We start from the raw sequence: 25,780 nt of genomic DNA, 5'->3' as shown, positions 1-25,780 counted from the left end.
TCGATTCCGATGATTCCTTAACTGTTGGATCACTCCGCCGCCACCGCCTCTAATCCCAACAATGGCGCGAGATAGCGCCCGGTAAAGCTTCGGGCGTTCTTCGCGACCTTTTCCGGGGTGCCTTCGGCCACGACTTCGCCGCCCTTGACGCCGCCTTCCGGGCCCATGTCGATGATCCAGTCGGCGGTCTTGATGACATCCAGATTATGCTCGATCACGATCACGCTGTTGCCCTGTTCGACCAGTGCGTGGAGGACTTCGAGCAGTTTGCGGACGTCCTCGAAGTGGAGGCCGGTGGTGGGTTCGTCCAAGATATAGAGCGTGTTGCCGGTGGCGCGGCGGGAGAGTTCCTTGGCGAGTTTGACGCGTTGGGCTTCGCCGCCGGACAGGGTGGTGGCCTGTTGGCCGACCTTGACATAGCCGAGGCCCACTTCGGCCAGCATCGCCATCTTGTCGCGGATGGGGGGGACGGCCTTGAAGAATTCCACCGCGTCCTCGACCGTCATGTCGAGTACGTCGGCGATGCTGTGGCCCTTGAACTTCACCTCCAGCGTCTCGCGATTGTAGCGGGCGCCGTGGCAGACGTCGCAGGTGACGTACACATCGGGGAGGAAGTGCATCTCGATCTTGATGAGGCCGTCGCCGGTGCAGGCTTCGCAGCGGCCGCCCTTGACGTTGAAGGAGAAACGGCCGGGCTTGTAGCCGCGGGCTTGGCTCTCCGGGAGGCCCGCGAACCAGTCGCGGATGTTGGTGAAGGCGCCGGTATAGGTCGCCGGGTTGGAGCGCGGGGTGCGGCCGATGGGCGACTGGTCGATGTCGATCACCTTGTCGCAATGTTCGAGGCCGGTGATCTTGTCATGCGGCCCCGCGACGATGCGGGCGCCGTTGAGGGCGCGGGCCGAGGCGGCGTAGAGGGTGTCGATGGTGAAGCTGGACTTGCCCGAGCCCGATACGCCGGTGATGCAGGTGAAGGTGCCGAGCGGGATGCTGGCGGTGACGCCTTGCAGATTGTTGGCGCGGGCGTTGTGGACGGTGAGTTTCTTGCCGGTGCCCTTGCGGCGCCTGGTCGGGACTTCGATGCGGCGGGTGCCGTTGAGATAATCGGCGGTCAGACTGTCGCGGTGGGCGAGCAGTTCGTGGAGGCTGCCCTGGGCCACGATTTCGCCGCCGTGGACGCCTGCGCCCGGCCCCATGTCGACGATATAGTCGGCGGTGCGGATCGCATCCTCGTCATGCTCTACGACGATGACGGTGTTGCCGAGGTCGCGCAGGCGCTTGAGGGTGATGAGCAGGCGGTCATTGTCGCGCTGGTGCAGGCCTATGGAGGGTTCGTCGAGGACGTAGAGGACGCCCGACAGGCCGCTGCCGATCTGGGAGGCGAGGCGGATGCGCTGGGACTCGCCGCCGGACAGGGTGCCGCTGGTGCGGTCGAGGTTGAGGTAATCCAGGCCGACATTGTTGAGGAAGCCGAGGCGCTCCACGATTTCCTTGAGGATGGCCTTGGCGATCTGGTTCTGCTGATCGTTGAGGTGGGTGGGGAGGGTCTGGAAGAAGCGCAGGGCGTCGACCACGGAGCGGCGGGTGGACAGGGAGATGTCTTCCCCGGCGATCTTGACGGCGCGGGCTTCGGGTTTGAGGCGGGCGCCGTCGCATGTCTCGCAGGGCATGGCGGTCTGATATTTGCTCAGTTCCTCGCGCATCCAGGCGGATTCGGTCTGGAGCAGGCGGCGGTTCAAGTTGCCGATTACGCCTTCGAAGGGTTTCTTGACCTCATAGCTTTTCTTGCCGTCGACGAAGCGCAGGGTGACGGGTTTGCCTGCGGTGCCGTGGAGGATGATGATTTTCACCTCTGCGGGGAGATCTTGCCATGGGGTTTCGAGGGAGAAGCCGAATTCTTTGGCGAGGCTGCCCAGGACTTGCATATAATAGGGGCTGGGCGGGTTGGACTTGGCCCAGGGGACGATGGCGCCTTTTTTCAAGGACAGGGCTTCGTTGGGGACGACCAGTTCGGGGTCGAATAACTGCCGTTCGCCAAGACCGTCGCAGGCGGGGCAGGCGCCTTGCGGGGCGTTGAAGGAGAAGAGGCGGGGCTCGATCTCCGATATGGTGAAGCCGCTCACCGGGCAGGCGAATTTCTCGCTGAAGACGATGCGGTTGGCGGGGATTTCGGCGTTTTTCATTTTGCCGGCGGTTGCGCTTTGCCCACCCCCGGCCCCTCCCGCCTGCGGGAGGGGAGAGGTGAGGTCGGCTACGGTGCCGTCGGCCAGGTCGACATAGGCCAGGCCATCCGCCAGTTTCAGGGCTTGTTCGAAGCTGTCCGCGAGGCGGGTGGACATGTCGTCAGTGACGGCGAGGCGGTCGACCACGACTTCGATGTCATGCTTATATTTCTTGTCGAGGGCGGGGGCGTCCTCGATCGCGTAGAGTTCGCCGTCGATGCGGACGCGGGTGAAGCCTGCCTTTTGCCACTCCGCCAGTTCCTTGCGATATTCGCCTTTGCGGCCGCGCACCACGGGGGCGAGGAGGTAGAAGCGGGTGCCCTCGGGGAGCTGCATCACACGGTCGACCATCTGGCTGACCGTCTGGGCGCTGATGGGGAGGCCCGTCGCGGGCGAATAGGGGATGCCGACGCGCGCCCAGAGGAGGCGCATATAGTCGTAGATTTCCGTGACCGTCGCCACCGTCGAGCGGGGGTTGCGGCTGGTGGTCTTCTGCTCGATGGAGATGGCGGGGGAGAGCCCCTCAATATGCTCGACATCGGGCTTCTGCATCATCTCCAGAAACTGGCGGGCATAGGCGGAGAGGGACTCCACATAGCGGCGCTGACCCTCGGCATAGATGGTGTCGAAGGCGAGCGAGGATTTGCCCGAGCCGGAGAGGCCCGTGATCACGATCAGGCTGTCGCGGGGGAGGTCGACGTCGACGCCCTTGAGGTTGTGCTCGCGCGCGCCGCGCACGGAAATAGTGGTGAGACTCATGGGCGTGTTGTTCCAGATTTGTTCTTTGAGGGCAAGGCCCGGTCGGGCGCAAGATAGGGTCTGCGCGGTGAAAGGAAAAGGCGGCGGCTTTTCTCCGGCGGGTGGCTGGGTTAGGGCTGGGGGATGAGCGGGATTTCGGTTCGGATGCGGTGTGGGGCGCTGGTCGCTGCGGTGGCGCTGGCGGCCTGTGGCGGGGGCGTCAAATACCGGCCGGTGAGCGACCTGCCGGTGCGCGTGGGGAAGCCTTATAATGTGCGGGGCGTGACCTATGTGCCTGCCGCCGATCCGAGTTACGACTATCTGGGCTATGCGAGCTGGTACGGGCATGAGTCCGGCAGCCAGACGGCCAATGGCGAACGCTTCGTCCCCAAGGCGGTGACGGCGGCGCATGCGACCTTGCCCCTGCCGAGCTATGTCGAGGTGACGTCGCTGGAGACGGGGCGGACCATATTGGTGCGGGTGAACGATCGCGGACCCTTTGCCGGGCGGGGGCGGATCATCGACCTGTCGCGGGGCGCGGCGGAGCAACTCGGGATCAGGGCCACCGGGCACGCGCCGGTCCGGGTGCGGGTGGTGGAGCCGCCGGAGAAGGACCGCAGGAAGCTGCGCGAGGGGAAGGAGGCGCCCGAGCGGCCGACGGTCGACGACCGGGCATTGGCCAATTTGCGGGCGCAGCTTGACGCGCAGGGACGCTGATGTCGTTCGTGGAAGTCTGTCGTCGGTTCATCCCCGGTGGATGCTGCCGGGCGGGACGGGTCGACGGATCATCGAATGGGAAAAACGGTCGTTCGGCACTGGCGCTATGATGATGATCGACACAGCGATGACCCGGTACGGATCGGCCGGTGCGAGGTCGTCTCGCTGGTAACAGTTTGAAAGAGATCCCGGAGAGCCCGACAGCTTCCTGGATGCACCCCCGGCCTTTCCCTTGCGCCGGGGGTGTTTTTTTGTGCGCGCCGCTTGCTGAACATTTGTAATTTTACGTTACGGAAAGCTTGTTTTTTTGGTGTAAAATTGTCGTTCGTCCAAGCCAGACTGCATTTGGTCGACAAGGGCGTCGTTGGCAGACCGGGCTAGGTGCCGGTCGAAAGCGAAAAGCGGTGCATTGGCAATCATCCTAAACAGGCTGGGCGAAGACAGAGACGATGAACTGTTCGAGGCCTTTCTCTTCTCTTCGCTTGAGGCCCGCCCCGAATTTCGCGCGAGCGGGCCGGTAAAAGCATAGCGTTGAGGAGACATTGCCATGACCGCCATCAAGTTCGCCGCCGCCCTTGCCACCATAGCCGCCCTGGGCGTCGCCGGCACCGCGTCCGCCATCGAATTCGAGTCCAACGGGAAGAGCGTCGAGGTCAGCTATCATGATCTGGACCTGTCGAAGAAGAGCGACCAGCGCATCCTGAACGTCCGGATCAAGCGCGCCGCCGCAAAGGTCTGCCCGACCAGCGACGCCACCGCCGCGATCGCGAAGTGCCAGCAGGTCGCCGCCGCGCATGTCCGCAATTCGGTGGAACTGGCGGTCGCCAAGGCGCAGAGCGGCGAGCGTTTTGCCGATATGGGCAAGGAAAAGCCGGTCGGCGCCGGGAACTGAATTTCCTGGATTGGTTTTGGAAAAAAGGCCCGGTTTCCCGGGCCTTTTTTCTTGGGAAAAGAAATGCGAAGTCACCGCCCCGCCATGGCCCGGGCGTTGGCGAGATAGGTGCGGCCGATGCGAATTTCCGTATCGTCGGCCAGACAGGCGGACCAGACGCCGCTGCCGTCGTGGCGCAGCCGGGCGATATGGTCGCGGCGCACGATATGCGACCGGTGCAGGCGGACGAATTGCTGCGGGTCGAGCCGGTTTTCCAGCGAACTGATCGTCTGGTGCAGGAGATAGCTGTTCTGGCCCACATGCAGCCGCATATAGTCGCGCTCCGCCTCGATCCGGTCGATCTGGACGGCGCCGATGCGGACCAGTTCGGAGCGGTGCGGAACCCAGAATTCCTCGGCCCATTCCGGCTCGTCCTCCGCGCTGGTCGCGGGGGAGGGTGCGGCGCGGTTGCCCAGCGCTTGCTCGACCCGGTCGATCGCGCGGGACAGGCGTTCATGGGCGACCGGCTTTAACAGATAGTCCACGGCGGCGAGGTCGAAGGCTTCCACCGCAAAGCCCTCGAACGCGGTGACGAAGATCACCGCCGGGCAGATGCCCATGCGGGAGGTGGCTCGCGCCACGCCGATGCCGTCGAGCAGCGGCATGGCGATGTCGAGCATCACCAGATCCGGCTCCAGCCCCTCGATCAGGCGCAGCGCGGCCTCGCCGTCGCTGGCGGTGCCGACCAGGGCGATGCGCGGCTCGCGGGCGCACAGCATCTGGAGGCGTTCGACCGCCAAAGGTTCATCGTCGACGATCAGCGTCCTGATGGTCATTCAGATACTCCGGCGGATGATGGGGAGGGTGAGGTCTACGACAAAGCCGCCGCCGGGGCGCGGGCCATAGTCGATCCGGCCCTGTGCGCCGAAGCGGGCGGTCAGGCGGTCGCGCACATTGGCGAGGCCGATGCCGCTGCCCGCATCGGCTTCGCTCGGCGGCTTGTCGCCATTGTCGGTGACGCTGAGGTGGAGCATGCCGTCCTCTTCTCGCGCGGCGATGGTGATGGTGACGGGGCTGGACGTGCGCGACACGCCATATTTGATCGCATTTTCGACCAGAGGCTGGAGGATCAGGCCGGGCACGCAGGCGGTGAGAAGCCCGTCCGGAACCTGGATACTGGTGGAGAGGCGATCCGGAAAACGCACCGCCTCGATATCCAGATAGAGTTTCTGGAGATGCACTTCCTCCTCCAAGGACACATCCTCCAGCGGGTCGCCGGTCAGGCTGGTGCGGTAGAAATTGGAGAGGGAGAGGATCATCTGTTCCGCCTCGTCGCGCCGGTCCTTCATGACGAGGGAGGAGAGCGAGTTCAGCGTGTTGAACAGGAAATGCGGGTTCACCTGATAGCGCAGGGAGCGCAGTTCGGCCTGTTGCGCGGCCTGTTCCAGCCGGACGGCGCGGCGTTCGGTGCGGTGGGCTTCGCTGGCGTAGGAAAGGGCGAGATACAGACCGGCCCAGGCGGCGAGGAAGAAATAGCGGCTGATCGCGTCTTCCACGATCTGCATCAGGGCGAAACCCTGTTCGCTGGCATATTTCTGATAGTCGGGATCGGGGAAGAGGGATGCCGGATCGTAGATGTTGAAGACGTAGAAATTGGCCGCCGCGGTAGCCAGCGCGAAGGGCGCGGCCAGGGTGAAGGCGGCGATGATGCGCGTCGTCAGCGGCTGGCGGTCGAAGCGGCGCAGGCAGAGATAGAGAACCCAGGTGACGACGATGCCGATCACCGTCACCACGGCGCGGCGGGCGGCCATGGCCCCCTGCGCCTCGAACCCCATGACCGAAGCGCGCAGCGTCACCAGCACCGCGTAGAAGAACCAGAAACCCAGTATCGAATAAAGTGCGGCCGTCGGCGGCACGCCCGGCTCGCCGTCTTCATTTTTTATGATCATGAGGAAAAGTCTAGGCCAAGGCGCGCATGCTGTCGCCCCTTGGCGGCGAAGCTGGTCGAAGGGTTCCATGCGTTGGTCGATCAAGGAGAGTGGGGTCGATCAAGGAGAGCGGGGGCGATGAGCGGAACCGCTTGTCGATGCCGCCCGTTGATCCGGAGAGGCGCCGCTTGCGCCGATAAGGAGAGAGTGATGAGCGACAAGACGGATATTCGTCCCAACAGCCGCGAGGAAGCGGGCGACACGCGCCCGACCGATGCGCAGGACCATGCCGTGACCCAGGAAGAAAAGCTGGACGAGGGTTTGAAGGACAGCATGGATGCGTCCGATCCGCCCTCCGCCACCGCGCCGGGCGATCATGGCGATCCGGTGCCGTCTTCGGGCTTTCCTGAGGGCAAGGATAGGAAGGACGAGCGATAGACGGCCAGTCATGGACGGCCAGTCATAGACGGGTTGCGAAATCGTGATATGATCGGTTGGGAAGGCGGCGGCGACGCTGCTTTTCGCAGGTGAGAGGAGCTACTTCATATGCCGACTTCCGCCACTCCCGCGATCGAACGCATTGCCCGCGTGCTGGCCGGGCGCCAGCTCAGCCTGAATGGCGGGGGCAGCGATCCGCATGCGGCGAGCGCAGTCGATGCCAGTTGGCACAATCATGTCGACGATGCCTATGCGATCCTGCACACGCTGCGCGAACCCGATGCGCAAATGGCGCAAGCGGGCGACGTGGCGGTGTGGCGCAGCATGATCGGCGCGGTGCTGGAGCGCAGGGCCGGCTGATCCGGGCCGATCAGGCAAGCAGCGCATTGGCCTGGGGGGGCCGCCATGTCATAATGGCGGCATGAGTGGGCCGGCGCTGAAGATCAAGATACAGATTTATTGTGGCGGGGAGATCGCCATGGGTCCGGGCAAGGCCGACCTGCTGGACGCCATCGCCAGCGAGGGGTCGATCTCCGCTGCCGGGCGCAAGTTGCGGATGAGCTATCGGCGGTGCTGGATGCTGGTGGACGTGATGAACCGGTGCTGGGCCATGCCGCTGGTCGCGACATCGAGCGAGGGGGCGCGGCTGACCGATTATGGCGCCGGGATATTGGCGCGCTATCGGGCGATGCAGGCGGCAGCGATGGGCGTGGCGGATGCGGCGCACTGGCCCGATCTGGCGGCGGAAGTGCGGCTGGAGCCGCTGCCGGTGCAGGGGTGAGCGGGGAATAATGTCTTTGATGGAGTGATGCTGCCTGTGCCTGCGCGGGACCATGCGGCGCCGTTCGCTATATACGAATATATATAGCGAATCATTTGCGATCCCTATAGGAGCCTCCCCCATCATAGAGGGGGCATCATGAAATTCGGTTCGCAGGGGGTTTTGGCGGCTGTTCTGGCTTCGGTGGCGTTTTCGGCGGTCGCGTCGGCGCAGACGCCCGAGGCCGAGGGGGTGGCGGATGTCGTCATCGTCACTGCGAGGCTGCGGGAGGAAGACCCGCAGCAGGTTCCCGCTTCGCTGAGCGTCGTTGGCGGCGAGGATTTGACGCGGACCTATACGGTCAACACCAACCAGTTGAGCCAGTTGGTGCCCGCGCTCAACTATAGCTCGGCCAATCCGCGCAATACCGCCTTCACGATCCGCGGCCTGGGGTCGAGCGTGGTGGCGGTGAGTCAGGCCAATGACGGGCTGGAGCCCGGCGTGGGCTTGTATGTCGACGGGGTCTATCATGCGCGGCCTGCCACGGCGGCGTTCGACTTTGCCGATGTCGAGCGGATCGAGGTGCTGCGCGGGCCGCAAGGCACTTTGTTCGGGAAGAACAGCGTGGCCGGCGCGATCAGCATCGTCACGAAGAAGCCGGGCTTCGATTTCGGGGCGGAGGCGGAGCTTTCCTATGGCAGCCGCGATTTCGTGCAGGCCAAGGCGGCGGTGACGGGGCCGGTTGCGGGCGAGAGCCTTGCTTTCCGGCTGTCGGGGTCGGTAACGCGGCAGGATGGCTATATCTGGAACGTGGCGCGGGGCGAGCGTCAGAATAATATCCGCAATGACGCCATTCGCGGGCAGTTGCTGTTCCAGCCTTCGCCGGACTTTTCGCTGCGGTTGATCGGGGATTGGGCGAATTTTCGGAATGATTGCTGCGCGCAGGTTTTCGTGCGGGTGGCGCCGACCTTGAAGCCTGCCGCGCAGCGCTATGCTTCGCTGGCGGCCAATGCGCCGGGTGGGCCTTATGTGCCGCCGAGTTTCAATCCCTATGACCGGGTGACGAGTAATGACGCGCCTTTGGGCGTGGATACCGATGAGGGCGGAGTGTCCGCGACCGCCGACTGGAAGCTGGGTGGGACGACGCTGACCTCGATCAGCGCATGGCGCTTCTGGAACTGGGATGCGGCGAACGATCGCGACTATACCGGGCTGCACATCCAGACGACGCAGCATATTCCCTCGCGGCAGGACCAGTTCAGCCAGGAGTTGCGGATTGGGTCCAATGTGCCGGGGCCGCTCGAATATGTGGCGGGGCTCTATTATTTCCACCAGAAGATCACGGGGCGGCCGATCAGCATTTATGGGCCGCAGGCGACTTATTGGCTGCTGCCAGCGAGTGCGACGCGGACGTCGGCGCTGCTCGATGGTTATCAGACCGACGGGCGGACCGATTTCCGCAGCGAAAGCTACGGCATTTTCGGGGAAGTGACCTGGCGGCCGGTGGAGCGGTTCGCGGTGACGGGTGGGTTGCGCTATACCTATGAGGAGAAGGACGGCGTCTATGACGTGCGGACCTTTGGCGGGGTGGCGCCGACGGCGGCATTGCAGGCGGACCAGCAATCCATCCTGCGGGCGCAATCCTATACCGCGCATGATGGCGATGGCAGCGCGTCGGGACGGGTGAATGTCGCCTATGATCTGATGGAGGGGATCATGGGCTATGTCAGCTTCGCCAAGGGGCAGAAGTCGGGCGGGATCAACATGTCGGGTCTGCCGGTCAATGCCTCCAACCAGGCAGTGCTGACCACCGCCGTCGTCCGGCCGGAGACGAACACCACCTGGGAGGCGGGGTTCAAGACGCGGCTGTTCGATGATGCGCTGACCTTCAATATCGACGCCTATCATATCGACGTGACGGATTTTCAGGCGAATGTGGTCGACAGTTCGGCCACGGTGGCGTTGCGCAGCTATCTGGCCAACATTCCCAAGGTGAGGGTGAAGGGCATCGAGTTCGACGCGGCGGCGGGAATCGGATCACGGCTGGTGCTGCGGGCTTCGGGCGCTTATTCGGACGGGAAATATGCGAGCTATCCCAAGGGGCCTTGTCCCATCGAGCGGACCGGCACGGGTACGGCGCAGTGCGACCTGTCGGGGCAGGGGCTGCCGGGGCTGCCGAAATGGGTCGGATCGGCGGGTGGCGAATATCATGTGCCGCTGGCGATCGGAGCGCGGGAGGGCGAGTTGTTCCTGCGCGGAGATGCGGTGACCCGGACCCGGCTTTTGGGGGATGCCACCGGATCGGCCTATACCGTCATCAAGGGCTATACGCTGGTCAACGGCAGCATCGGTTATCGGTCGCCGCGATGGGAAGTGGCGGTGTTCGCGCGCAACCTGTTCGACAAGGATTATATGCAGAATCTGACGGTGCAGGCCGGGAATAGCGGGTTGATCGTCGGGACACCCAGCGAGCCGCGCACGGTGGGCGTGACGCTGCGGACGAAATGGGGCGGGTGACCGCTTCGTTACTCGATTGGGCGCATTCACAAAAATTACATGTTGCGCTGCACAAAGAAAAATGATTCCCTGTGCTTGTCGGCAGAACCGGCGCTTAAGCTTGCAGTAACCATATGGGGCGCATGTTCTGCTTACGACTTGAAGTCGGAGGGCAAGAGCATGGGCACCAGTGCAAGACCAGCGGATGGGGCGATCACCCTGGCGGAATTGCGTGAATTCGCCAGTTTCCCGGCCGCTACGCAGCGTTATATCCGAAGATCGCTGGATATCGGCCTCCACCGGCGCGATGCCATGAAGCTGTGGTCGCGGGACATGGTGGAGGAGGCGAGCATCCGGGCGCAGGCGCGGATCTATGGGCGGCTTGAGGAGATCAAGGCCCGCGTGCCCGATGACAGCGGCCTGGACCAGATGGAGCCGTTCATGGCGCCGCTGGTGACGATTTCGGCCTTCGATCTGGGGCAGGACCGGCTGGGCAGTTTTTCGGCCTATCGCTTCCTGTATGAGCGGCTGCTCGGGGCGGGTGCGCGGCCGTGGTTGCCGGGGGCTTTCTGCGCGGCGGCCAGCCTGCCGCATCTCCATCCGGAAAAGCGCCGGGCGTTGCTCCAGTCGATCAGCGAGGCGGCGGCCACCGCAGTGGGTTGGTCGAATCGGGAGCCGACCTTCTACCCCGAATGGGTCGAGAAGGTGGATCTGAGCAAGGCGAACTGAGCCTTTTCAAGGGGCGCGCCCGTCCGGGGGGAGGGGCGCTGTGAAGGCAGCCATGACGGCGCGGCGGGCAGGGCTCGGCGCGCCGTTGCCTTTTTCCCCTGCTTGCAAATGCTCGCGCCCCTTGACGGGGAAGGTGGGCAAGCTTCGTAAAGATGGGGCTTCTTTGACGCTGCGGATCAGCGCCGGGCTTCGAAGATCGAACTGCGGCGAGCTTGCTTCGGCGTGACGGGCGCCTCCAACTCCCTGGTCAGCATCGCCAACATCCAGGCGCGATGACGGGCGAGAAATTCGGTGAACCCGTCCGGCCTGGCGGGATCGAAGGTCGGCACCTGCCAGTCCGACGCGGCTTCCCGATAGGGCAGGAGGGACTGGCCGGTTCCATCCTCCGGCAAGTCCACATGGCTGCCGAAATAGCTGTTCCGCTTGAAGCGGATGGCTTCGGCGGGGGAGAAGCCGGCCTTGATCAGATAGTCGGGGCCGCTGCGTCCTTTCTCGCTGCCATAACGCGCCGTGCCCGCCACCTTGAAGACATTGCCTGCAAAACGGACATTGCGGGCCCAGCCCTGCCATTCGGTCGCGACGATCATCTGGACGTCCATCGCCTTGCCCACATGGATGACGTTCTTTTCGATCCGCACGTCGGACACATTGCCGGAGAGCTGGAATATGCGGGTGCCGTCATTGCGGCTGACATTGTAGCGGGCCACCGTGCCGCGATTGCCCAGATTGTCCTTGTCGTTGCGCCGTGGCGAGCAGATCAGCAGGAACCCGCCCGCATTGTCGTGGCTGTAATTGTAGAGGAAGGTCGTCCGCCGCGAATTATAGTCGGAATCGAAACCCTGGCCGTCATAGCGGGTGCGGGTATGGGCCGCCTCGTTGAGCTGGATCAGGCTGTTGTCGGTGCTCCATTGCCATATGCCCGCATTATAGCCCGGTGCGCGGCTGCCGGCATAGCGGACGATATTATGCTCGATGAGCGCGCCGTCGGTGCCCCGGGGCACGATGCCGTCGCCGCCGATATCCTCCAGATAATTGTCGCGGATGACGACATTCTTGCTGGGGAACCAGTCCAGGAACGACACCCGGTCGCTGATCCCGGCAATGCCCGAACGATCGACGCGCCAGACGATGTTGCGCTCGACCGTCAGATCCTGGAAGCGGGTGGCCACTGTCTTGCCGGTGGCGCTGAACACTATCCCGCCATTGTCCTTGCGGTCGTTGGTGCCCCGGACATCGTGGACATAATTGTCGCTGATGCGGATGCCCCGCGTCACGCCCCGGTTTTCGGCCCGCACCAGCACGCCGGTTCGCGGCGCTGGCGAGGGGGCGTCGTTGGTGACCTCCAGCCCGCTGACCGCGACATATTCCGCGTTGATCACGCCTATCGCATATTCGGAGACGCCGCCTGCATCGATACGCGGCCTGGAGCCGGAGCCTGTCGCCGTGATCGTGATGGGCGATCCGGCCTTGCCCGATCGGGTGATCGTCAGCGGTTCCTTCCACGTCGATCCCGCCGTCAGCAGGATTTGATCGCCGGGTTGAAACGGCCAGCTATTGACGCGGGCAAGGGATCGCCAGGGCTGATCGGCGGACGTTCCGCCGGAACGATCATCGCCAAGACGGGAATCGACATAATAGGTTTCGGCATGGGCCGTCGCGACGAGGCCGGATGACAGAAGCAACGCCGGAAGGGTGAACGCCCGATAGGATTTGCGCACGTTACGATCTTTCGGAGCAATATGGCTTTCGGAGCGATATGATCTTGTCGCCAGCCTGATATGAAATGGCTGAACGGTCAATGAAGACAGCGTGGGGCGCTCCGCGGAGTGGCGCATCAGCGACGGCAGGATGACATGTCCTTGAATCGTCATCGAACGTCCCCTAGATAGGTTGGGTCACTCCTTCCCCTTGGAGTGACTCCTCCCTGAACCTTGGCCCCGCCTAGAGCTTGCTCCGGCGGGGTTTCTTTGTTTTGGGAGATCAGGAGGGCTGTTCCGCGACTTGTCCGTCGCCTGTCGTCAGATGCGCCTGTAGCGGAAATACCAGACTTCGTGACCCAGGCGGCGGGCTTTGGCTTCGTAGCGGGTTTCGGGCCAGCCGCCGGGGCGAACCTGGAAATCCCTGGGTTCGCTGGCCAGCCATTCGAAATCGGGATGGCCGTTCATCACCATCAGCGCCCAGCGCAGATAGATGGGGTGATCCGTGCCGAAGCGGAATTCGCCGCCGGGTTTCAGCTTTTTCGCGATCATCGCCACGGGGCCGGGGTTCATCATCCGCCGCTTGGCGTGGCGCGCCTTGGGCCAGGGATCGGGATGGAGGAGGTAGACGAAGCTGAGCGCGCCGTCGGGGATGCGGCTGAGGACCGACAGCGCGTCGCCCATGTGGAGGCGGACATTGCCCAGCGCCTTGTCGCGGACATGGCCGAGCGCGGTGACGACGCCGTTCAGAAAGGGTTCGCAGCCGATGAAGCCATGGTCGGGCAGCAGGTCGGCGCGATAGGCGAGATGTTCGCCGCCGCCGAAGCCGATCTCGAAATGCAGCGGGCGGTCATAGCCGAACAGGTTCGCGGCGGTGATTTCGCCCTCTTCAGGGACGGAGAGGGCGGGGAGTAGCGTGTCGACCAGTTCCTGTTGAGCTGCGCGCAGCTTGTGCCCGGACTGGCGGCCATAGAGGCGGTTGAGCGTGGTGGGGTCGCCGGATTTATACCCGGATTCATGCCCCGTTTCATGCCCCGTTTCATGCGTCGTCATGGGCGCGCCGATAGCGGGCGGCGGCGATGGGGGCAAGCGGGGATATGGGGCGCCTCCTGCCCCCGGTGTTGAGGAGATTGGCCGGGGGCAGGAGGCTGGGAGCCGCAGCGCCGGGGCTAGCGGCGCTGGGCTGGTACTTGCGAAACGGATGCGGGGTTGAGGCGAGGCGCCTTCAGCTTATTTGCATTTGGTGAAGCGGCCCTTGGCATCCTTGCACGGGCCCTTTTTGGCGACCGGCTTGGGCGGGCATTTGACGAATTTGCCCTTGGCGTCCTTGCAAGGCGCGGCGAGCGCGGGAGCGGCGCTGCCAGCCAGGAGGGCGAGGCCAAGGAGGGCGGAGGTCAGCTTCCGGGACACCGAAGTCATCGCAATTCCCTTTCAAAAGAGGGAGTTGCCGGGCCCGACAGGGGTGCGGACCCGACGACCTGCTTATGGGCGTTTTTCCCGTTCGGGCCTAATGAACTTTTCTTCATATTGCCGTCATGCGGGGCCGGTCAGCGGCAGGGCTTTCCTTCATAGGCGCGGCGATGGAAGGCGTAGTTTCGGCCGTTCCAGCGCAGGACGGGGAAGCAGAAACCGGGGCCGCCGACCGAAAGATCGGGCCAGCCGCCCGCGCCCTTGCTGGCCAGAAATTCGGGGATGCCGGTTTCATGCGCCATCAGTTTCCAACTGCCGTCGGCCTGCTGGCTGAGCAGCCAGAAGGCCTGGCCGGTATTGCCGTAGCAATAGCCGCTGGATTCGGAGACGACGGCTTCCGGGCGGCCGTCGCCGTTCAGGTCGGGGCGTTCGTCTATCGTGGCGGGCGAAGGCGGCTGGCCGGATTCATCGCAGCCGCTGGTCCAGCCGCGACCGTTGTTCTTGAGGCCTGCGGCGCGAAAGATCGCCGCATCGGCGGCCGTCCTGGCGGGAGCGGCCAGGGTTGGGGATGGGACGGAAGCGGCGAGCGCCGCTGACATGGCCAGAGTGGCGATGGTCGTGCGGTGCTTCCGTCCCATGATTTCCCCCATTCTATGTCAGGCGATGGCGGCCTTCAGCTTTTCCACCAGGTCCGTGCGTTCCCAGGGGAAGAAGTCGCCTTCAGCCTTCCGCCCGAAATGGCCATAGGCGGCCGAGGGCTGGTAGATCGGCTTGTTGAGGCCGAGATGGGTGCGGATGCCGCGCGGGGTGAGGCCGCCCAGTTCCTTGATGCTCTTGATCGCGTCCTCGATCTTGTCGTCGTCCACCGTGCCGGTGCCGTGGGTGTCGACATAGAGCGAAAGCGGCTCCGACACGCCGATGGCGTAGGCGAGCTGGATCGTGCAACGCTTGGCGAGGCCAGCGGCGACGATGTTCTTCGCGAGATAGCGGGTGATGTAGGCCGCCGAGCGGTCCACCTTGGTCGGGTCCTTGCCGCTGAACGCGCCGCCGCCATGGGGCGAGGCGCCGCCATAGGTGTCGACGATGATCTTGCGGCCGGTAAGGCCCGCGTCGCCGTCCGGCCCGCCGATTTCGAAGCTGCCGGTCGGGTTGATGTGATAGACAGTTTCGTCAGAGAGCAGCTCGCCGGGGAGCACTTCCGCGATAACGCCCTTCACATAATTTTTGAGTTCGGCTTCCTTCGCGCCCTCGTCATAGCCCGGCGCGTGCTGGGTCGAGACGACGATGGCGGTGGCGGCGGCGGGCTTGCCGTTTTCGAAGCGCAGGGTCACCTGGCTCTTGGCGTCCGGCTCCAGGAAGGGGGCGCGGCCGGAGTGGCGGTCGGCGGCCATCTTGGCCAGGATCTTGTGGCTGTAGTCCAGCGTGGCGGGCATGAGGTCGGGCGTTTCGTCGCAGGCGAAGCCGAACATGATGCCCTGGTCGCCGGCGCCTTCATCCTTGTTGCCCGCGGCGTCGACGCCCTGCGCGATGTGCGCGGACTGGCCGTGGAGATTGTTTTCGAAGCGGAAGGTTTCCCAGTGGAAGCCGTCCTGTTCGTAGCCGATGCGCTTGACAGTCTCACGGACGGTGCGCTCGATCTCTTCCTGTGCGCCGGGCGCCCAGGCGTCGTTTTCATAGACGCCCTTGCAGCGGATTTCGCCCGCCAGCACCACGAGTTGAGTCGTGGTCAGCGTTTCGCAGGCGATGCGGGCTTCGGGATCCTTCGACAGGAACAGGTCGACGATGGCGTCGGAAATCTGGTCTGCGACCTTGTCGGGATGGCCTTCGGAAACCGATTCCGAGGTGAAGAGATAGTTGTTGCGCATGGGACTCCCGTTAGCACGCTGTGCGGACAAGCGACATAAAGAAAAGTTTATGTGGCTATTAGCGGGTCGTTCTGCGGGTGGCAATGGCCAGTGCGACGAGCGCGATCATGAAGCCGAACGGCGCCCAATTACCGAGGCGCGAGAACAGCGTCGGCGAAAGGGCGGTGGGGAGCGCGGTGTCGAGGAAACCGGCGCGGTGGTGGCCGATGCTGCTCAATATATGACCGCGGGCATCGACCACGGCGGAGATTCCGGTGGGGGTGGAGCGGATGATGGGGATGCCCTCCTCAATTGCGCGGAGGCGGGCCTGGGCGAGATGCTGGACCGGGCCCCAACTGCCGAACCAGGCGTCGTTGGAGGGGTTGAAGAGGAAGTTTGGCCGGTTGGCTTTATCTACCACCTGGCCGGAGAAGATGATCTCGTAGCAGATCTGGACGCCCATTTTGAGTTGGGGTCGGCCCAGGGTGGCGTGCAGGGTCAGGCTTTGCGGGCCGGGGCCGGGCCAGAAATCGACATCGCCGGGGACGAGGCGGGAAAGGCCGAGCGGCTGGAGAATCTGGCGCATCGGCAGATATTCGCCATAGGGGACCAGGTGCGACTTGTCGTAGCGGCCGAGCAGGCGGGCCTCCGGGTCGACGATGAACAGGCTGTTGTTCGCGCCCGCCAGGGCGTTTTCCGTGACGCCTTCTTTCTCGATCTGTTTGAAATAGACCTTGGTGGCGCCGGTCATGAGGAGGTCGCCGGGGCCGAGCAGTCCAGCCAGGCGGGCGCGCCATTCCGGTTCCAGGTCGAGATAGGCAGGGATGGCGGCTTCGGGCCAGAAGATCAGGCGCGGGGCGGGGCGGGGGGTGCCTGAAAGGGTCGCCAGGGTGCGGAAATGCGCCTGTTCGAGTTCGGGGGAATATTTTTCGTCCTGGCCGATATTGGGCTGGACCACGCGGATGCGCGGCGCGCCTGTCGGGGTGGATGGCGCGGGGGAGAGATGGCCCCACAGGGCCATGGCAATGAGGGGGACGGTTATGGCGGCGGCGGGCTTGATCTGGCGGCGGAGGATCAGAAGGAGCGCGCCGGATGCGAGGATGGCGAGGGCGCCCAGGCCGTAGGTGCCGATGAGGGTGGAGGCGATGGCCATGCCGGTGGGGAGGAGGGTGACGCCCAGCGGGTTCCACGCAAAGCCGGTGAAGGCGGTGGCGCGGAGATATTCCGAGGCTAGCCAGGTGGCGGCGAAGATGAGGGTGAAAGGAAGTGTAGCATGCTCCTGCGGAGGCAGGAGTCCAGTTCTGACGGCGGGACTGGGTTCCTGCCTTCGCAGGAACACGTGGTTTCTTAACCACCAGGCGGCGAGAGTGGCCAGGCCGGGATAGGCTGCCAGGTAGAGTGACAGGAGGATGACCGCGCCGTAGCCGAACCAGTGGGGCATCGCGTCCTGGAAGGTGAAGGCGTGGGCGATCCAGTTGAGGCCGAGGGTGAAATGACCGACGCCGAACAGCCAGCCGCGCAGGAAAGCGCTGCGGCGGTCGGGCGCGCGCTCGATCAGGACGATGAGGAGCGCGAAGCAGGCCAGGGTGACGGGCCAGAGTTTGAGCGGTTCGAAGCCGGTCGCCGCCACGAATCCGGCGAGCAGGGCGGTGAGCTTCGGGAAGCGGGCCGGAATGTCCTTCATGCCGGTGCGGCTCAGCGCAGGCTTGCCATGGTGGCGTGGCTGCACCTGTCGCTCTTGTCGCCGCCGCCCGACAGTGCCGAGGCCGCGATGAAGCCGCCTATCACCAGGACCAGGAAACCGGCCGACAGCAGGCCGAGATATTTTTCGATGAACGCCTTGATAGGACGGCCGAATTTCCAGAACAGAAAGCCCACCAGCATGAACTGGAAGGCGCGGCTGAGGATGCTGGCCCAGAGGAAGGTGAAGAGAGACAGGCCGATGAAGCCCGCGGTGATGGTGATGAGTTTGAAGGGGATGGGCGTCGCGCCCTTGATCAATATGATCTCCGCTCCATAGTCGCGCAGATAGCAGGCGGCGACCGGGAATTTGGCGGCGAGGCCGAGGGCGTGCAAAATCTGCTGGCCGACGGCTTCATAGACGAAATGGCCGATGGCATAGCCCAGCAGGCCACCCATCACCGAAGCGATGGTGCAGATCAGGCCGAAGCGGATCGCGCGTTCCGGGCGGGCCAGGCACATCAGGCCCAGCAGCGGATGCGGCGGGATCGGGAAGAAACTCGATTCCAGAAAACTGATGATAAAGAGCCAGCGTTCGGCGTGGGCGTGGGCGGCTTTCGCCAGCGTCCATTGGTAAAGCTTGGTCAGCATCGGGTTGAGGCCGTAGCCGAACTGCTTTCAGGCCGCCAGTGCTTTTGCCAGGACGATCATCTGTTGAGGCGGGTCGAGCGGGACGGGGTAGGGGCGGTGCTCTCCGGTAGGATGATAGCCACGGCGTTGATAATATTGGATAAGTTTGTCGTGGGTGGAGATGACGGTCATTTCCATCTGCCGGGCGCCGAAGGCGGTTGCGGCGAGCTGTTCGGCTGCGGCGATGAGGCGGTGGCCAAGGCCGCCCGACTGGAGGCCGGGATCGACGCACAGCAGGCCGAGATAGGCCCGGCCATCGCCCCGGTCGGAGATCTGGACGCAGCCGATGGGCGCGCCGTCCGTTCCCAGCGCGACCAGCAGCCGTTCGGCGGGGCTGGCGAGAATCGCTTCGAGCGCGGCAATGCTGGTGCGGGGGCTGGCGGGCGGGGCGGATGCGATCGCCCAGCTTTGGCGGGCGGTGTCGCCGCGATAGGCGCGCTCGATGATGGGGTGAAGCCGGGGGAGGTCCGATGAGGAGGCGGGGCGGATATCCATGGCCGGGCTGTAACGCGGCTGTGATGGAAGCGACAGAGGCTTGATCGGCACGGTGCCGCCGCGCTAAGCTTCCGGCATAGGAGACAAATATGCTTGGCATGGGAGAGGGCGGTTGCCCCTTTGAGTTCAATACCGACCCTGTGACGTTCAAGGTCGGGGATTCGGTCAGCTACCGGGTGACGGGCAGTCTGGAGGGCATGCCCTTTGCCGGTGTGCTGCTGGAGGTGCATGAGGATCATGTCGTGCTGACCTCCGATCCCGACGACAAGGCCAGCCGGATGCGGGCGACCCGGGAAAGCCGTCCGGTCGTCCGCGAAGAGGATGTCTGTTGACGCGACGGCGTTGACGGGATGGCGGCGTCTGGGCATGACCCCTTATGAGTCCTGCCCGGCGCATTTGAGTGAATTTGACCTTTTCATCCCCTTCGAAATGGCGCGAGCGTGGCGGCGGATTGCTGTTCGCTCTGCTTTTCAACGGCCTGCTGCTGCTGGCGCTGCTGACGCTGGCGCCCGAGCCGGTGATTCGGTTGCCGGATTTCCGCAACCCCGTGACCTTCGAGATGGCGCCAGCGCCCAAGACGGAAAAGGCGCAGAGCAAGGCTGAAAAGAGCGAGAAGAAGCGGCAGGAGAAATCGGCGCAGCGGCAGGTGCAGCCGGTGGCCAAGCCCGACCGGCCGGTAGTGAAGCCGACCGAGCAGCAGCCTTCGCCGCTGCCCTTTCTGGTGATGGACACCCAGCAGATGGCGTCGGCCGATATCGGGAAGATCGCGAAGAAGGGCGCGGCTGACGGCGCTTCGGGGCCGGGCAATAGCGCGGCGGTGGCCGGGCCGGGGGAGGGGCCGGGCGGAGTGCAATTGTTCGAGGCGGAATGGTATCGGCGGCCGAGCCCTGCGGAGCTGGCCGGCTATCTGCCCCCCAGTGCGCCGGGCAATGGCTGGGGTCTGGTGGCCTGCAAGACGGTCGATCATTATCATGTCGAAAATTGCCAGACGCTGGGCGAATCGCCCATGGGGTCCGGCTTTGCCAAGGCGGTGCGGCTGGCGGCCTGGCAATTTCTGGTGCTGCCGCCGCGGGTCAACGGCAAGGTGATGGTGGGAAGCTGGGTGCGGATCAGGATCGATTATACGCGGACCGTTGCCGGAGCGGATGAATCGGGGCGGTGAATTTCGCCCCATGGGGTGAATCAGGTTGCATGTCGAAGATGGACGGTGATGATGGGCTTCTTTTTTCAGGAGCCTTTGTCATGATCCTCTATGGAGCGCGGCCTTCGCCATTCGTGCGCAAGGTCATCGTCTTTGCCGCCGAGAAGGGCATTGATCTGGAGGTGAAGCCGGGCGGTTTCGGGCAGGGCGGCGAGGCGTTCGCCCAGACATCGCCCTTCGGCAAGATACCGGGCTTTCAGGACGGGGATTTCCTGATCAGCGACAGTACGGCGATCATAACCTATCTGGATACACTGCATCCCGAGCCCAATCTGATCCCGGTCGAAGCGAAGGCGCGGGCGCGGGCCATTTGGTATGAGGAGTTTGGCGACACGATCGTGCAGGCGACGGGAGTTCAGATCTTCTTTAACCGGATGGTCGCGCCGTTCATGGGCATGGCGCAGGATCTTGCCGCCGCCGAGAAAGCCGAGGCGGATAGCCTGCCTAAGCTTTACGACTATCTGGAGAACATTCTGCCGGACAGCGGATTCCTGGTCGAGGATCGCTTTACGCTGGCGGACATCGCGGTGGCCTGCCCGATCATCAATGTCTGCTATTGCAGTTCCGTGCTGGCGGAGGGGCGCTGGCCGCGCCTTCGCGGCTGGTTGCAGCAGATGCGGGAGCGGCCGAGCTTCGCCGCGGCGCTGGCGGTGGAAGCCAAGGCGATCGAACGGATGGCTGCGGCATGATTTAACCTATATGGAACATTTTTCTTGACATCGTCACGCTGTTCTGGCAGTTATGCGGACACTGGAAAAATGTGAGTCGCCAACGAGGCGCGGTAAGGGGCTGGTCCTGTTGGGCCGGCCCTTTTCTTTTGGGCGCGGGGGATGGGCATGGTGGATGAGGTGAAGGAGAAGGGCGGGAGGCAGCGCTTTGGCGGGCGGGCGAAGGCGCCGGACCGGGTGCTGGTTCTGGAGAATAATCAGCAGGGCGCCCAGGGCACGGGGCCGCAATTGAGGGCGATGCGCAAGGATGGCTTTACGCCGGAATTGCGACAGAAGTTCCTGGAAACGCTGGCCTTGACCTGCAACGTCAGTGAGGCGGCGCGGGTCGTGGGGCGGAATTTGGCGACCGTCTATTATCTGAAGCGGCGCGATCCGGGCTTTGCGCGGGCCTGGAAGCAGGCGCTGAGTATCGGGCATGAGGAGTTGAAGGCGCTGATGCTGCGGCAGGCGCTGTTCGGCACGGAGGATGAGGAGATCGTGCTGGACGGCGAGGGCGCGGTCAAAAGCCGGAAGATCAAGCGGGGGCATCCGCATATGATCCAGGCGATCCTGTTCAGGGCGCATGAAAAAGAGGTGGCGGAGACGCAGCGGTTGGAGAGTGTCGAGCGGCCCGATGGCGAGGATGCGGTGGCGCGGTTGCGGGCGGCGCTGGAGTTGGTGCGGGAGAGGAGTGGGGATTAGGTTGGTGTTGGGGGGAAGGCGGACGGTATGCTTTTGCGTCGCTTTCCTTGAAGTACACCATGCTCCTGCCTTCGCAGGAGCACGTGCCTCTCAATGGCTGGAATTGGCCATTTGAAATCATCCGCTCAGGGGGCGTAGCGGAGGTGGATCAACGGGTAGGGGCGGCCTTGGCCGTCTTGCTCGGAGCGGCCGGTGCGGGCGAAGCTCAGGGCTTCGTAGAAAGCTATGGCCCGGTCATTCTGTTCGTTGACGTCGGTGGTGAGCGTGGGGTGGAGCGACAGGGCGTGGCCGACCAGGCGGCGGCCTATTCCCTGGCCGTGCCAGGCGGGGTCGATGAACAGCGCCTCCATATGCGCGCCGTCGATCAGCATGAAGCCGATGGCCAGGTCGTCCGTATCGGTGGCGAGCCAGGCGGGGGCCAAGGGGAGGAAAGCGGCAACCTCGGCCTCTATGGCGGAGCGGTCGTCCGGCGTCAGGAAATCATGGGTCGCGTCGACGGCCTTGCGCCAGATGTCGAGCAGGCGGGCGCCGTCGGCGGCGCGGGCGGGGCGGATCGAGCTCATGGCGGGCATATAGGGGCGCTGGGCGGGTCGGCCAAATTTCGGGCTGGGAAAATCGATGAATGGAGGCGGCGCATGGGGCAACTGTCGGATTTCGAGCGGTTGGCGCTGATGCCGGAGGCGGCGCGGGAGCGGGTGCTGGCCGGGCTGAGCGGCGCGGCGGCGGATGCGCTGGCGTATGACTGGTGCTGGCTGGCGCGGCCGGAGCAATTGGCGCCGGAGGGGGACTGGCGCATCTGGCTGATGATGGCGGGACGCGGCTTTGGCAAGACGCGCGCCGGGGCCGAGTGGGTGCGATCGGTCGCGGAGAGCGATCCTGCGGCGCGGATCGCGCTGGTGGGGGCGACGCTGGGCGAGGCGCGGGCGGTGATGGTGGAGGGCGCCTCGGGCGTTCTGGCCGTTGCGCCCTGGTGGAACCGGCCGGCTTTTTCACCGGCCTTGCGCAAGCTGGTGTGGCCCAATGGCGCGGTGGCGACCCTGTTCGGTGCGGCGGAGGCGGAGGGTCTGCGCGGGCCGCAGTTCAGCCATGGCTGGGCGGATGAAATCGCCAAATGGGCGGGTGGAGAGGCGGCCTGGGACAATCTGATGATGGGGATGCGATTGGGCGTTGCGCCGCGTGTGCTGGCGACGACGACGCCCCGGCCTGTGGCGCTGGTGCGGGGGTTGGTGGCGCGGGATGGCGGCGACGTCGTGGTGACGCGGGGGCGGACGGCGGACAATGTCGCGCATCTGGCCGACGGCTTCATCGCGGCGATGGAGCGGAGCTATGGCGGTACGCGGCTGGGGCGGCAGGAACTGGAGGGCGAACTGATCGAAGAGGTCGAGGGCGCGCTATGGAGCCGCGATCTGCTGGAGCGGTGCCGGGTGGCGCATGTGCGGGGCGCGCTGGTGCGGGTGGTGGTGGCGGTCGATCCGCCTGCCTCCGCGCATGGGGATGCCTGCGGGATCGTGGTTGCAGGGATCGGGGATGATGGCCGGGCCTATGTGATTGCCGATGCGACCGTGGAGGGCGCGACGCCCGAGGGCTGGGCGCGGGCAGTCGCGGCGGCTGCGCTGGTGCATGGCGCGGACCGGGTGGTGGCCGAGGCCAATAATGGCGGCGCGATGGTCGAAAGCGTGCTGCGCGCTGCGGAAGCCGGGCTGCCGGTGCGGCTGGTGCATGCGAGCCGGGGCAAGGTGGCGCGGGCGGAGCCGGTGGCGGCTTTGTATGAGGCCGGACGGGTCGTGCATCGCGGCGGCTTTGCGCAGTTGGAGGACCAGATGTGCGGGATGATGCTGGGGGGCGGCTATGTCGGGCCGGGGCGGTCGCCGGATCGGGCGGATGCGCTGGTCTGGGCGCTGACGGAGTTGATGCTCGGGCGGCGCGGGGATGCGCGGGTGCGGGCCGTGTAAACGCTATATTCGAACGCTTGCGTAACGAGGAAACAAAGCGGGGGCGCCATGCGTTGTCGCGGCGATGAAATGGCAGGAGAATTTTCGATGAGGATCGCGAAACTGGCGGCTGGTCTGGCGGCGCTGACCCTGATGGTCGAGCCTGCGATCGCGGTGACGTTGTCGAGCAAGGACAGGGCGCGGGTGGCGCGGGCGGCGCCGCGTGATCGCGACGATGTGCGCTACTGCCTGCTCAAGCGGAAGAAGGATGCGCGCAAGGGCACGGTGATCGGTGCGGCGGGCGGTGCTGGCGCGGGCGTGATCGCCGGAGGGAGCGTCGGGGAGACGTTGCTGGCTGGGGCCGCGGGCGCGGTTGCGGGCAATCTGATCGGGAAGGGGCAGGCGGGCGGCGATGCCTGCGATCGGGTTTTGAAGCGTAATCCTTAAAGGGGCGAGGAACCCCCTTTCCAAGTTTCGGCAGGTGGCTGAAGGCTGCCAAGTTTCACCATCCTCCTCCCTTGCGGGGGGAGGATTTTTTGTGGGTGGGTCTATGAAATTTTTCGGGACGAAGGCGGCGCGGGCAAGTGCGCGGCCGGTGTTGGCGCGGGCCTGGGGTTCGGGCGGGGTGGCGCTGGGGGAATGGCCGGCAAGCTATGAGGCGCAGTTGCGCGCTGGGGTCATCGGCAATCCGGTGGCGCAGCGGGCGATGCGGCTGATCGCGGAAGGGGCGGGCGGCACCGCTTTGGCTGTCGAGGGCGTTGCGGCGGATGTGGAGGCGCGGGTTCGGGCTTTGCTGATGCGCTGTTCCGGGGGGCAATCGCTGGTGGAGACGCTGGCGAGCCATTTGCTGCTGCATGGCAATGCCTATGTCCAGTTGATCGTCGGCGCGGACGGGTTGCCGGTGGAGCTTTATGCGCTGCGGCCTGAGCGGGTCAGCGTGGAGGCGGATGCGCGGGGGTGGCCGGCGGCCTATCTTTATCGCGTCGGGGAAAGCGTGACGCGGCTGTCCCCGGAAGATGGCGCGGGGCGGACCGGCATCATTCACCTGAAGGCGCTGCATCCGCTGGACGACCATTATGGGCTGGGCTGTGTCGGGGCGGCGGCCGGGGCGGTGGCGATCCACAATGCGGCGACGGTGTGGAACAAGGCGCTGCTGGACAATGCGGCGCGGCCTTCGGGGGCGATGGTCTATGATCCGGGGGACGGGTCGGTGATGGCGCCGGAGCAGTTCGAGCGGGTGAAGCGGGAGATGGAGGTCGCTTTTTCGGGCGCGGCCAATGCCGGCCGGCCGATGCTGCTGGAGGGCGGGCTGGACTGGAAGGCGATGAGCCTGACGCCGGCCGAGATGGATTTCGTTGGGCTGAAGGCGGCGGCGGCGCGGGAAATTTCGCTCGCCTTCGGGGTGCCGCCGATGCTGATGGGGCTGCCGGGGGATAATGCTTACGCCAATTATCGGGAGGCCAATCGGGCGCTGTGGCGGCAGACGATCCTGCCATTGGTGGCGAAGATCTGCGGTGGGCTGGCGCAGGGGCTGGACGGCTGGTGGCCGGGACTGTGCCTGAGGGCGAATCTGGATGCGGTGCCCGCGCTGTCGGAGGAGCGTTCCGCTTTGTGGGACCGGGTGACGGCGGCGGATTTCCTGAGCGCTGAAGAGAAGCGGGCGATGCTGGGCATCGGGTGAGGCGGCAGTCGCGGAGGTGGGCGATGAAATATGACGGGGAGATGCTGGCGCGGCTGGTGGCGCAGGCCGAGGCGCAGCCGGTGGGCATGGATATGCTGATGATCCGGGCGCTGATCGAGGAGGCGAGCGAGCTGGGCGCGGGGCGGGCGCTGGAGCGGTTGGGGCTGGCCGATGGCGGGGCGCCGGACGATGTGCGGGAATTGCGCGAACTGCTGGGAGCCTGGCGGGACGCGAAGAAGGCGGCGCGGGGTGCTGTTTTTGCGTGGGTCGTGCGCGTGGTGATGGCGCTGCTGCTGCTGGGGATGGCGGTGAAGCTGGGCTTGCTGGGGCTGGTGCATGAATGATGTGCGGTTTGCCGGATATGCGGCGGTGTTCGATCGGGTGGATCGCGGCGGGGATGTGGTGCGGGCGGGGGCATTTGCCGGGGTTGTGGCGGGGGTGCCCTTGCTGTGGCAGCATCGGCCGGGAGAGGTAATCGGGACGGTCGAGAAGGTCGAGGAGGATGCACGGGGCTTGCGCGTGATCGGGCGGGTTTCGGGGCGGACGGCTGCCGGGCGGGAGGCTGGCCGCGCGCTTCGGGAGAAAGCGGTGGACGGCTTGTCCTTTGGCTATCGGGTGCGGGAGGCGCGCGGTTGCGCGCCGCGTGAATTGTTGGAGCTGGAGGTGGTGGAGGTGAGCGTGGTGACGCATCCGATGCAGGATCTGGCTCGGGTGATTGCGGTGGAGGGGGCGTCGCCCTCATCCAACTTCGCCTAGCCAGCAGAGCTGGCAAGGATTCGTATCCTTCTCCCGCGGGGAGAAGGAATGGTTCGGGCGGTCCGGTTTGGGCCGCCCTTTTTCGTGGGA

28 protein-coding genes are annotated in these 25,780 nt (G+C 65.0%); 16 read left to right on the top strand and 12 right to left on the bottom strand.

Going from position 1 to position 25,780, the window contains the following annotated elements:
• Positions 1-29: 29 nt before the first annotated feature.
• Positions 30-2,978, bottom strand: a complete 2,949-nt coding sequence (uvrA, locus tag HHL26_RS13295) for an excinuclease ABC subunit UvrA (RefSeq protein ID WP_066555558.1) — start codon at positions 2,976-2,978, stop codon at positions 30-32.
• A gap of 123 nt (positions 2,979-3,101) precedes the next feature.
• Between uvrA and HHL26_RS13290 the strand changes: the two genes are divergently transcribed.
• Positions 3,102-3,674, top strand: a complete 573-nt coding sequence (locus HHL26_RS13290) for a septal ring lytic transglycosylase RlpA family protein (RefSeq protein ID WP_066555559.1) — start codon at positions 3,102-3,104, stop codon at positions 3,672-3,674.
• A 547-nt stretch (positions 3,675-4,221) separates the two neighbouring features.
• On the top strand, positions 4,222-4,566 hold the full coding sequence (locus HHL26_RS13285; protein ID WP_066555562.1) for a UrcA family protein: 345 nt from the start codon (positions 4,222-4,224) through the stop codon (positions 4,564-4,566).
• A gap of 71 nt (positions 4,567-4,637) precedes the next feature.
• On the opposite strand, the gene HHL26_RS13280 is transcribed toward HHL26_RS13285, so the two are convergent.
• Both HHL26_RS13280 and HHL26_RS13275 read right to left on the bottom strand, forming a co-directional pair.
• Entirely contained in the window at positions 4,638-5,381 is a 744-nt protein-coding gene (locus HHL26_RS13280; RefSeq protein WP_066555565.1) for a LytTR family DNA-binding domain-containing protein, read from the bottom strand.
• Entirely contained in the window at positions 5,382-6,494 is a 1,113-nt protein-coding gene (locus HHL26_RS13275; protein WP_066555566.1) for a histidine kinase, read from the bottom strand. It abuts the gene before it with no gap.
• 189 nt (positions 6,495-6,683) lie between these two features.
• Here HHL26_RS13275 and HHL26_RS13270 point away from each other — a divergent pair, with 189 nt between their 5' ends.
• The 5 genes from HHL26_RS13270 to HHL26_RS13250 all read left to right on the top strand — a co-directional run bounded on the left by HHL26_RS13270 (position 6,684) and on the right by HHL26_RS13250 (position 10,896).
• Positions 6,684-6,911, top strand: coding sequence for a hypothetical protein (locus tag HHL26_RS13270; protein WP_206377458.1), 228 nt, complete (start codon positions 6,684-6,686; stop codon positions 6,909-6,911).
• A gap of 108 nt (positions 6,912-7,019) precedes the next feature.
• Positions 7,020-7,271 (top strand): hypothetical protein, encoded by a 252-nt coding sequence (locus HHL26_RS13265; RefSeq protein WP_066555568.1) that lies wholly within the window; start codon positions 7,020-7,022, stop codon positions 7,269-7,271.
• 61 nt (positions 7,272-7,332) lie between these two features.
• Complete coding sequence (locus HHL26_RS13260) at positions 7,333-7,692, top strand: LysR family transcriptional regulator (RefSeq protein WP_066555570.1); 360 nt, start codon at positions 7,333-7,335, stop codon at positions 7,690-7,692.
• A 138-nt stretch (positions 7,693-7,830) separates the two neighbouring features.
• Positions 7,831-10,188 (top strand): TonB-dependent receptor, encoded by a 2,358-nt coding sequence (locus HHL26_RS13255; protein ID WP_066555574.1) that lies wholly within the window; start codon positions 7,831-7,833, stop codon positions 10,186-10,188.
• 159 nt (positions 10,189-10,347) lie between these two features.
• Positions 10,348-10,896 carry a hypothetical protein gene (locus HHL26_RS13250; protein WP_066561476.1) on the top strand — a complete coding sequence of 183 codons (549 nt, stop codon included), beginning with the start codon at positions 10,348-10,350 and terminating at the stop codon, positions 10,894-10,896.
• A 176-nt stretch (positions 10,897-11,072) separates the two neighbouring features.
• On the opposite strand, the gene HHL26_RS13245 is transcribed toward HHL26_RS13250, so the two are convergent.
• The 8 genes from HHL26_RS13245 to HHL26_RS13210 form a co-directional block, all read right to left on the bottom strand.
• Positions 11,073-12,614, bottom strand: a complete 1,542-nt coding sequence (locus tag HHL26_RS13245; protein WP_237229977.1) for a right-handed parallel beta-helix repeat-containing protein — start codon at positions 12,612-12,614, stop codon at positions 11,073-11,075.
• 300 nt (positions 12,615-12,914) lie between these two features.
• Positions 12,915-13,646, bottom strand: coding sequence for a tRNA (guanine(46)-N(7))-methyltransferase TrmB (locus HHL26_RS13240; protein ID WP_066555576.1), 732 nt, complete (start codon positions 13,644-13,646; stop codon positions 12,915-12,917).
• 177 nt (positions 13,647-13,823) lie between these two features.
• Complete coding sequence (locus HHL26_RS13235; protein WP_066555578.1) at positions 13,824-14,012, bottom strand: hypothetical protein; 189 nt, start codon at positions 14,010-14,012, stop codon at positions 13,824-13,826.
• Positions 14,013-14,140: 128 nt separating this feature from the next.
• Positions 14,141-14,641, bottom strand: coding sequence for a hypothetical protein (locus HHL26_RS24245; protein ID WP_066561479.1), 501 nt, complete (start codon positions 14,639-14,641; stop codon positions 14,141-14,143).
• 18 nt (positions 14,642-14,659) lie between these two features.
• Positions 14,660-15,868, bottom strand: coding sequence for a methionine adenosyltransferase (gene metK, locus HHL26_RS13225; RefSeq protein ID WP_066555579.1), 1,209 nt, complete (start codon positions 15,866-15,868; stop codon positions 14,660-14,662).
• Between the two features lie 58 nt (positions 15,869-15,926).
• Positions 15,927-17,531, bottom strand: a complete 1,605-nt coding sequence (lnt, locus tag HHL26_RS13220) for an apolipoprotein N-acyltransferase (protein WP_066555581.1) — start codon at positions 17,529-17,531, stop codon at positions 15,927-15,929.
• 11 nt (positions 17,532-17,542) lie between these two features.
• On the bottom strand, positions 17,543-18,178 hold the full coding sequence (locus tag HHL26_RS13215; protein WP_066555583.1) for a YqaA family protein: 636 nt from the start codon (positions 18,176-18,178) through the stop codon (positions 17,543-17,545).
• Between the two features lie 27 nt (positions 18,179-18,205).
• Positions 18,206-18,712 carry a GNAT family N-acetyltransferase gene (locus HHL26_RS13210; protein WP_066555588.1) on the bottom strand — a complete coding sequence of 169 codons (507 nt, stop codon included), beginning with the start codon at positions 18,710-18,712 and terminating at the stop codon, positions 18,206-18,208.
• Positions 18,713-18,801: 89 nt separating this feature from the next.
• On the opposite strand from HHL26_RS13210, the gene HHL26_RS13205 reads away from it, so the two are divergent.
• The 4 genes from HHL26_RS13205 to HHL26_RS24505 all read left to right on the top strand — a co-directional run bounded on the left by HHL26_RS13205 (position 18,802) and on the right by HHL26_RS24505 (position 21,322).
• Positions 18,802-19,044 carry a hypothetical protein gene (locus HHL26_RS13205; RefSeq protein ID WP_066555590.1) on the top strand — a complete coding sequence of 81 codons (243 nt, stop codon included), beginning with the start codon at positions 18,802-18,804 and terminating at the stop codon, positions 19,042-19,044.
• 68 nt (positions 19,045-19,112) lie between these two features.
• Entirely contained in the window at positions 19,113-19,874 is a 762-nt protein-coding gene (locus HHL26_RS13200) for a hypothetical protein (RefSeq protein WP_237229978.1), read from the top strand.
• Positions 19,875-19,954: 80 nt separating this feature from the next.
• Positions 19,955-20,602 carry a glutathione S-transferase family protein gene (locus HHL26_RS13195; protein ID WP_066561480.1) on the top strand — a complete coding sequence of 216 codons (648 nt, stop codon included), beginning with the start codon at positions 19,955-19,957 and terminating at the stop codon, positions 20,600-20,602.
• Between the two features lie 141 nt (positions 20,603-20,743).
• On the top strand, positions 20,744-21,322 hold the full coding sequence (locus tag HHL26_RS24505; RefSeq protein ID WP_261340425.1) for a hypothetical protein: 579 nt from the start codon (positions 20,744-20,746) through the stop codon (positions 21,320-21,322).
• 125 nt (positions 21,323-21,447) lie between these two features.
• Here the strand turns inward: HHL26_RS24505 and HHL26_RS13185 are convergent, their stop codons facing one another.
• Positions 21,448-21,894 carry an acetyltransferase gene (locus HHL26_RS13185; RefSeq protein WP_066555598.1) on the bottom strand — a complete coding sequence of 149 codons (447 nt, stop codon included), beginning with the start codon at positions 21,892-21,894 and terminating at the stop codon, positions 21,448-21,450.
• A 99-nt stretch (positions 21,895-21,993) separates the two neighbouring features.
• Here HHL26_RS13185 and HHL26_RS13180 point away from each other — a divergent pair, with 99 nt between their 5' ends.
• The 5 genes from HHL26_RS13180 (at position 21,994) to HHL26_RS13160 (ending at position 25,690) form a co-directional block, all read left to right on the top strand.
• Entirely contained in the window at positions 21,994-23,274 is a 1,281-nt protein-coding gene (locus HHL26_RS13180) for a terminase family protein (RefSeq protein WP_087573163.1), read from the top strand.
• A gap of 87 nt (positions 23,275-23,361) precedes the next feature.
• Positions 23,362-23,700 carry a hypothetical protein gene (locus tag HHL26_RS13175; protein ID WP_066561483.1) on the top strand — a complete coding sequence of 113 codons (339 nt, stop codon included), beginning with the start codon at positions 23,362-23,364 and terminating at the stop codon, positions 23,698-23,700.
• A 103-nt stretch (positions 23,701-23,803) separates the two neighbouring features.
• A complete protein-coding gene (locus HHL26_RS13170) occupies positions 23,804-24,934 on the top strand; it encodes a phage portal protein (RefSeq protein ID WP_066555602.1) in 1,131 nt (376 codons plus the stop codon).
• A gap of 23 nt (positions 24,935-24,957) precedes the next feature.
• Positions 24,958-25,278 carry a DUF6127 family protein gene (locus HHL26_RS13165; protein WP_066555604.1) on the top strand — a complete coding sequence of 107 codons (321 nt, stop codon included), beginning with the start codon at positions 24,958-24,960 and terminating at the stop codon, positions 25,276-25,278.
• Positions 25,271-25,690, top strand: a complete 420-nt coding sequence (locus HHL26_RS13160) for an HK97 family phage prohead protease (protein WP_066555606.1) — start codon at positions 25,271-25,273, stop codon at positions 25,688-25,690. The genes HHL26_RS13165 and HHL26_RS13160 overlap by 8 nt, the downstream gene beginning before the upstream one ends.
• Positions 25,691-25,780 lie beyond the last annotated feature (90 nt).

Origin of the sequence: Sphingobium sp. TB-6 (assembly GCF_012927365.1) — a bacterium.
Classification (GTDB): domain Bacteria; phylum Pseudomonadota; class Alphaproteobacteria; order Sphingomonadales; family Sphingomonadaceae; genus Sphingobium.
Note: the sequence above shows the minus strand (reverse complement) of the source record. Positions and strands in the feature narration are given on the sequence as shown.

Bases quoted from the DNA above. Each gene is read 5' to 3' on its own strand.
- uvrA (WP_066555558.1), bottom strand. From the start codon at position 2,978: ATGAGTCTCACCACTATTTCCGTGCGCGGCGCGCGCGAGCACAACCTC.
- HHL26_RS13290 (WP_066555559.1), top strand. From the start codon at position 3,102: ATGAGCGGGATTTCGGTTCGGATGCGGTGTGGGGCGCTGGTCGCTGCG.
- HHL26_RS13285 (WP_066555562.1), top strand. From the start codon at position 4,222: ATGACCGCCATCAAGTTCGCCGCCGCCCTTGCCACCATAGCCGCCCTG.
- HHL26_RS13280 (WP_066555565.1), bottom strand. From the start codon at position 5,381: ATGACCATCAGGACGCTGATCGTCGACGATGAACCTTTGGCGGTCGAA.
- HHL26_RS13275 (WP_066555566.1), bottom strand. From the start codon at position 6,494: ATGATCATAAAAAATGAAGACGGCGAGCCGGGCGTGCCGCCGACGGCC.
- HHL26_RS13270 (WP_206377458.1), top strand. From the start codon at position 6,684: ATGAGCGACAAGACGGATATTCGTCCCAACAGCCGCGAGGAAGCGGGC.
- HHL26_RS13265 (WP_066555568.1), top strand. From the start codon at position 7,020: ATGCCGACTTCCGCCACTCCCGCGATCGAACGCATTGCCCGCGTGCTG.
- HHL26_RS13260 (WP_066555570.1), top strand. From the start codon at position 7,333: ATGAGTGGGCCGGCGCTGAAGATCAAGATACAGATTTATTGTGGCGGG.
- HHL26_RS13255 (WP_066555574.1), top strand. From the start codon at position 7,831: ATGAAATTCGGTTCGCAGGGGGTTTTGGCGGCTGTTCTGGCTTCGGTG.
- HHL26_RS13250 (WP_066561476.1), top strand. From the start codon at position 10,348: ATGGGCACCAGTGCAAGACCAGCGGATGGGGCGATCACCCTGGCGGAA.
- HHL26_RS13240 (WP_066555576.1), bottom strand. From the start codon at position 13,646: ATGACGACGCATGAAACGGGGCATGAAACGGGGCATGAATCCGGGTAT.
- HHL26_RS13235 (WP_066555578.1), bottom strand. From the start codon at position 14,012: ATGACTTCGGTGTCCCGGAAGCTGACCTCCGCCCTCCTTGGCCTCGCC.
- HHL26_RS24245 (WP_066561479.1), bottom strand. From the start codon at position 14,641: ATGGGACGGAAGCACCGCACGACCATCGCCACTCTGGCCATGTCAGCG.
- metK (WP_066555579.1), bottom strand. From the start codon at position 15,868: ATGCGCAACAACTATCTCTTCACCTCGGAATCGGTTTCCGAAGGCCAT.
- lnt (WP_066555581.1), bottom strand. From the start codon at position 17,531: ATGAAGGACATTCCGGCCCGCTTCCCGAAGCTCACCGCCCTGCTCGCC.
- HHL26_RS13215 (WP_066555583.1), bottom strand. From the start codon at position 18,178: ATGCTGACCAAGCTTTACCAATGGACGCTGGCGAAAGCCGCCCACGCC.
- HHL26_RS13210 (WP_066555588.1), bottom strand. From the start codon at position 18,712: ATGGATATCCGCCCCGCCTCCTCATCGGACCTCCCCCGGCTTCACCCC.
- HHL26_RS13205 (WP_066555590.1), top strand. From the start codon at position 18,802: ATGCTTGGCATGGGAGAGGGCGGTTGCCCCTTTGAGTTCAATACCGAC.
- HHL26_RS13195 (WP_066561480.1), top strand. From the start codon at position 19,955: ATGATCCTCTATGGAGCGCGGCCTTCGCCATTCGTGCGCAAGGTCATC.
- HHL26_RS24505 (WP_261340425.1), top strand. From the start codon at position 20,744: ATGGGCATGGTGGATGAGGTGAAGGAGAAGGGCGGGAGGCAGCGCTTT.
- HHL26_RS13185 (WP_066555598.1), bottom strand. From the start codon at position 21,894: ATGCCCGCCATGAGCTCGATCCGCCCCGCCCGCGCCGCCGACGGCGCC.
- HHL26_RS13180 (WP_087573163.1), top strand. From the start codon at position 21,994: ATGCCGGAGGCGGCGCGGGAGCGGGTGCTGGCCGGGCTGAGCGGCGCG.
- HHL26_RS13175 (WP_066561483.1), top strand. From the start codon at position 23,362: ATGAGGATCGCGAAACTGGCGGCTGGTCTGGCGGCGCTGACCCTGATG.
- HHL26_RS13170 (WP_066555602.1), top strand. From the start codon at position 23,804: ATGAAATTTTTCGGGACGAAGGCGGCGCGGGCAAGTGCGCGGCCGGTG.
- HHL26_RS13165 (WP_066555604.1), top strand. From the start codon at position 24,958: ATGAAATATGACGGGGAGATGCTGGCGCGGCTGGTGGCGCAGGCCGAG.
- HHL26_RS13160 (WP_066555606.1), top strand. From the start codon at position 25,271: ATGAATGATGTGCGGTTTGCCGGATATGCGGCGGTGTTCGATCGGGTG.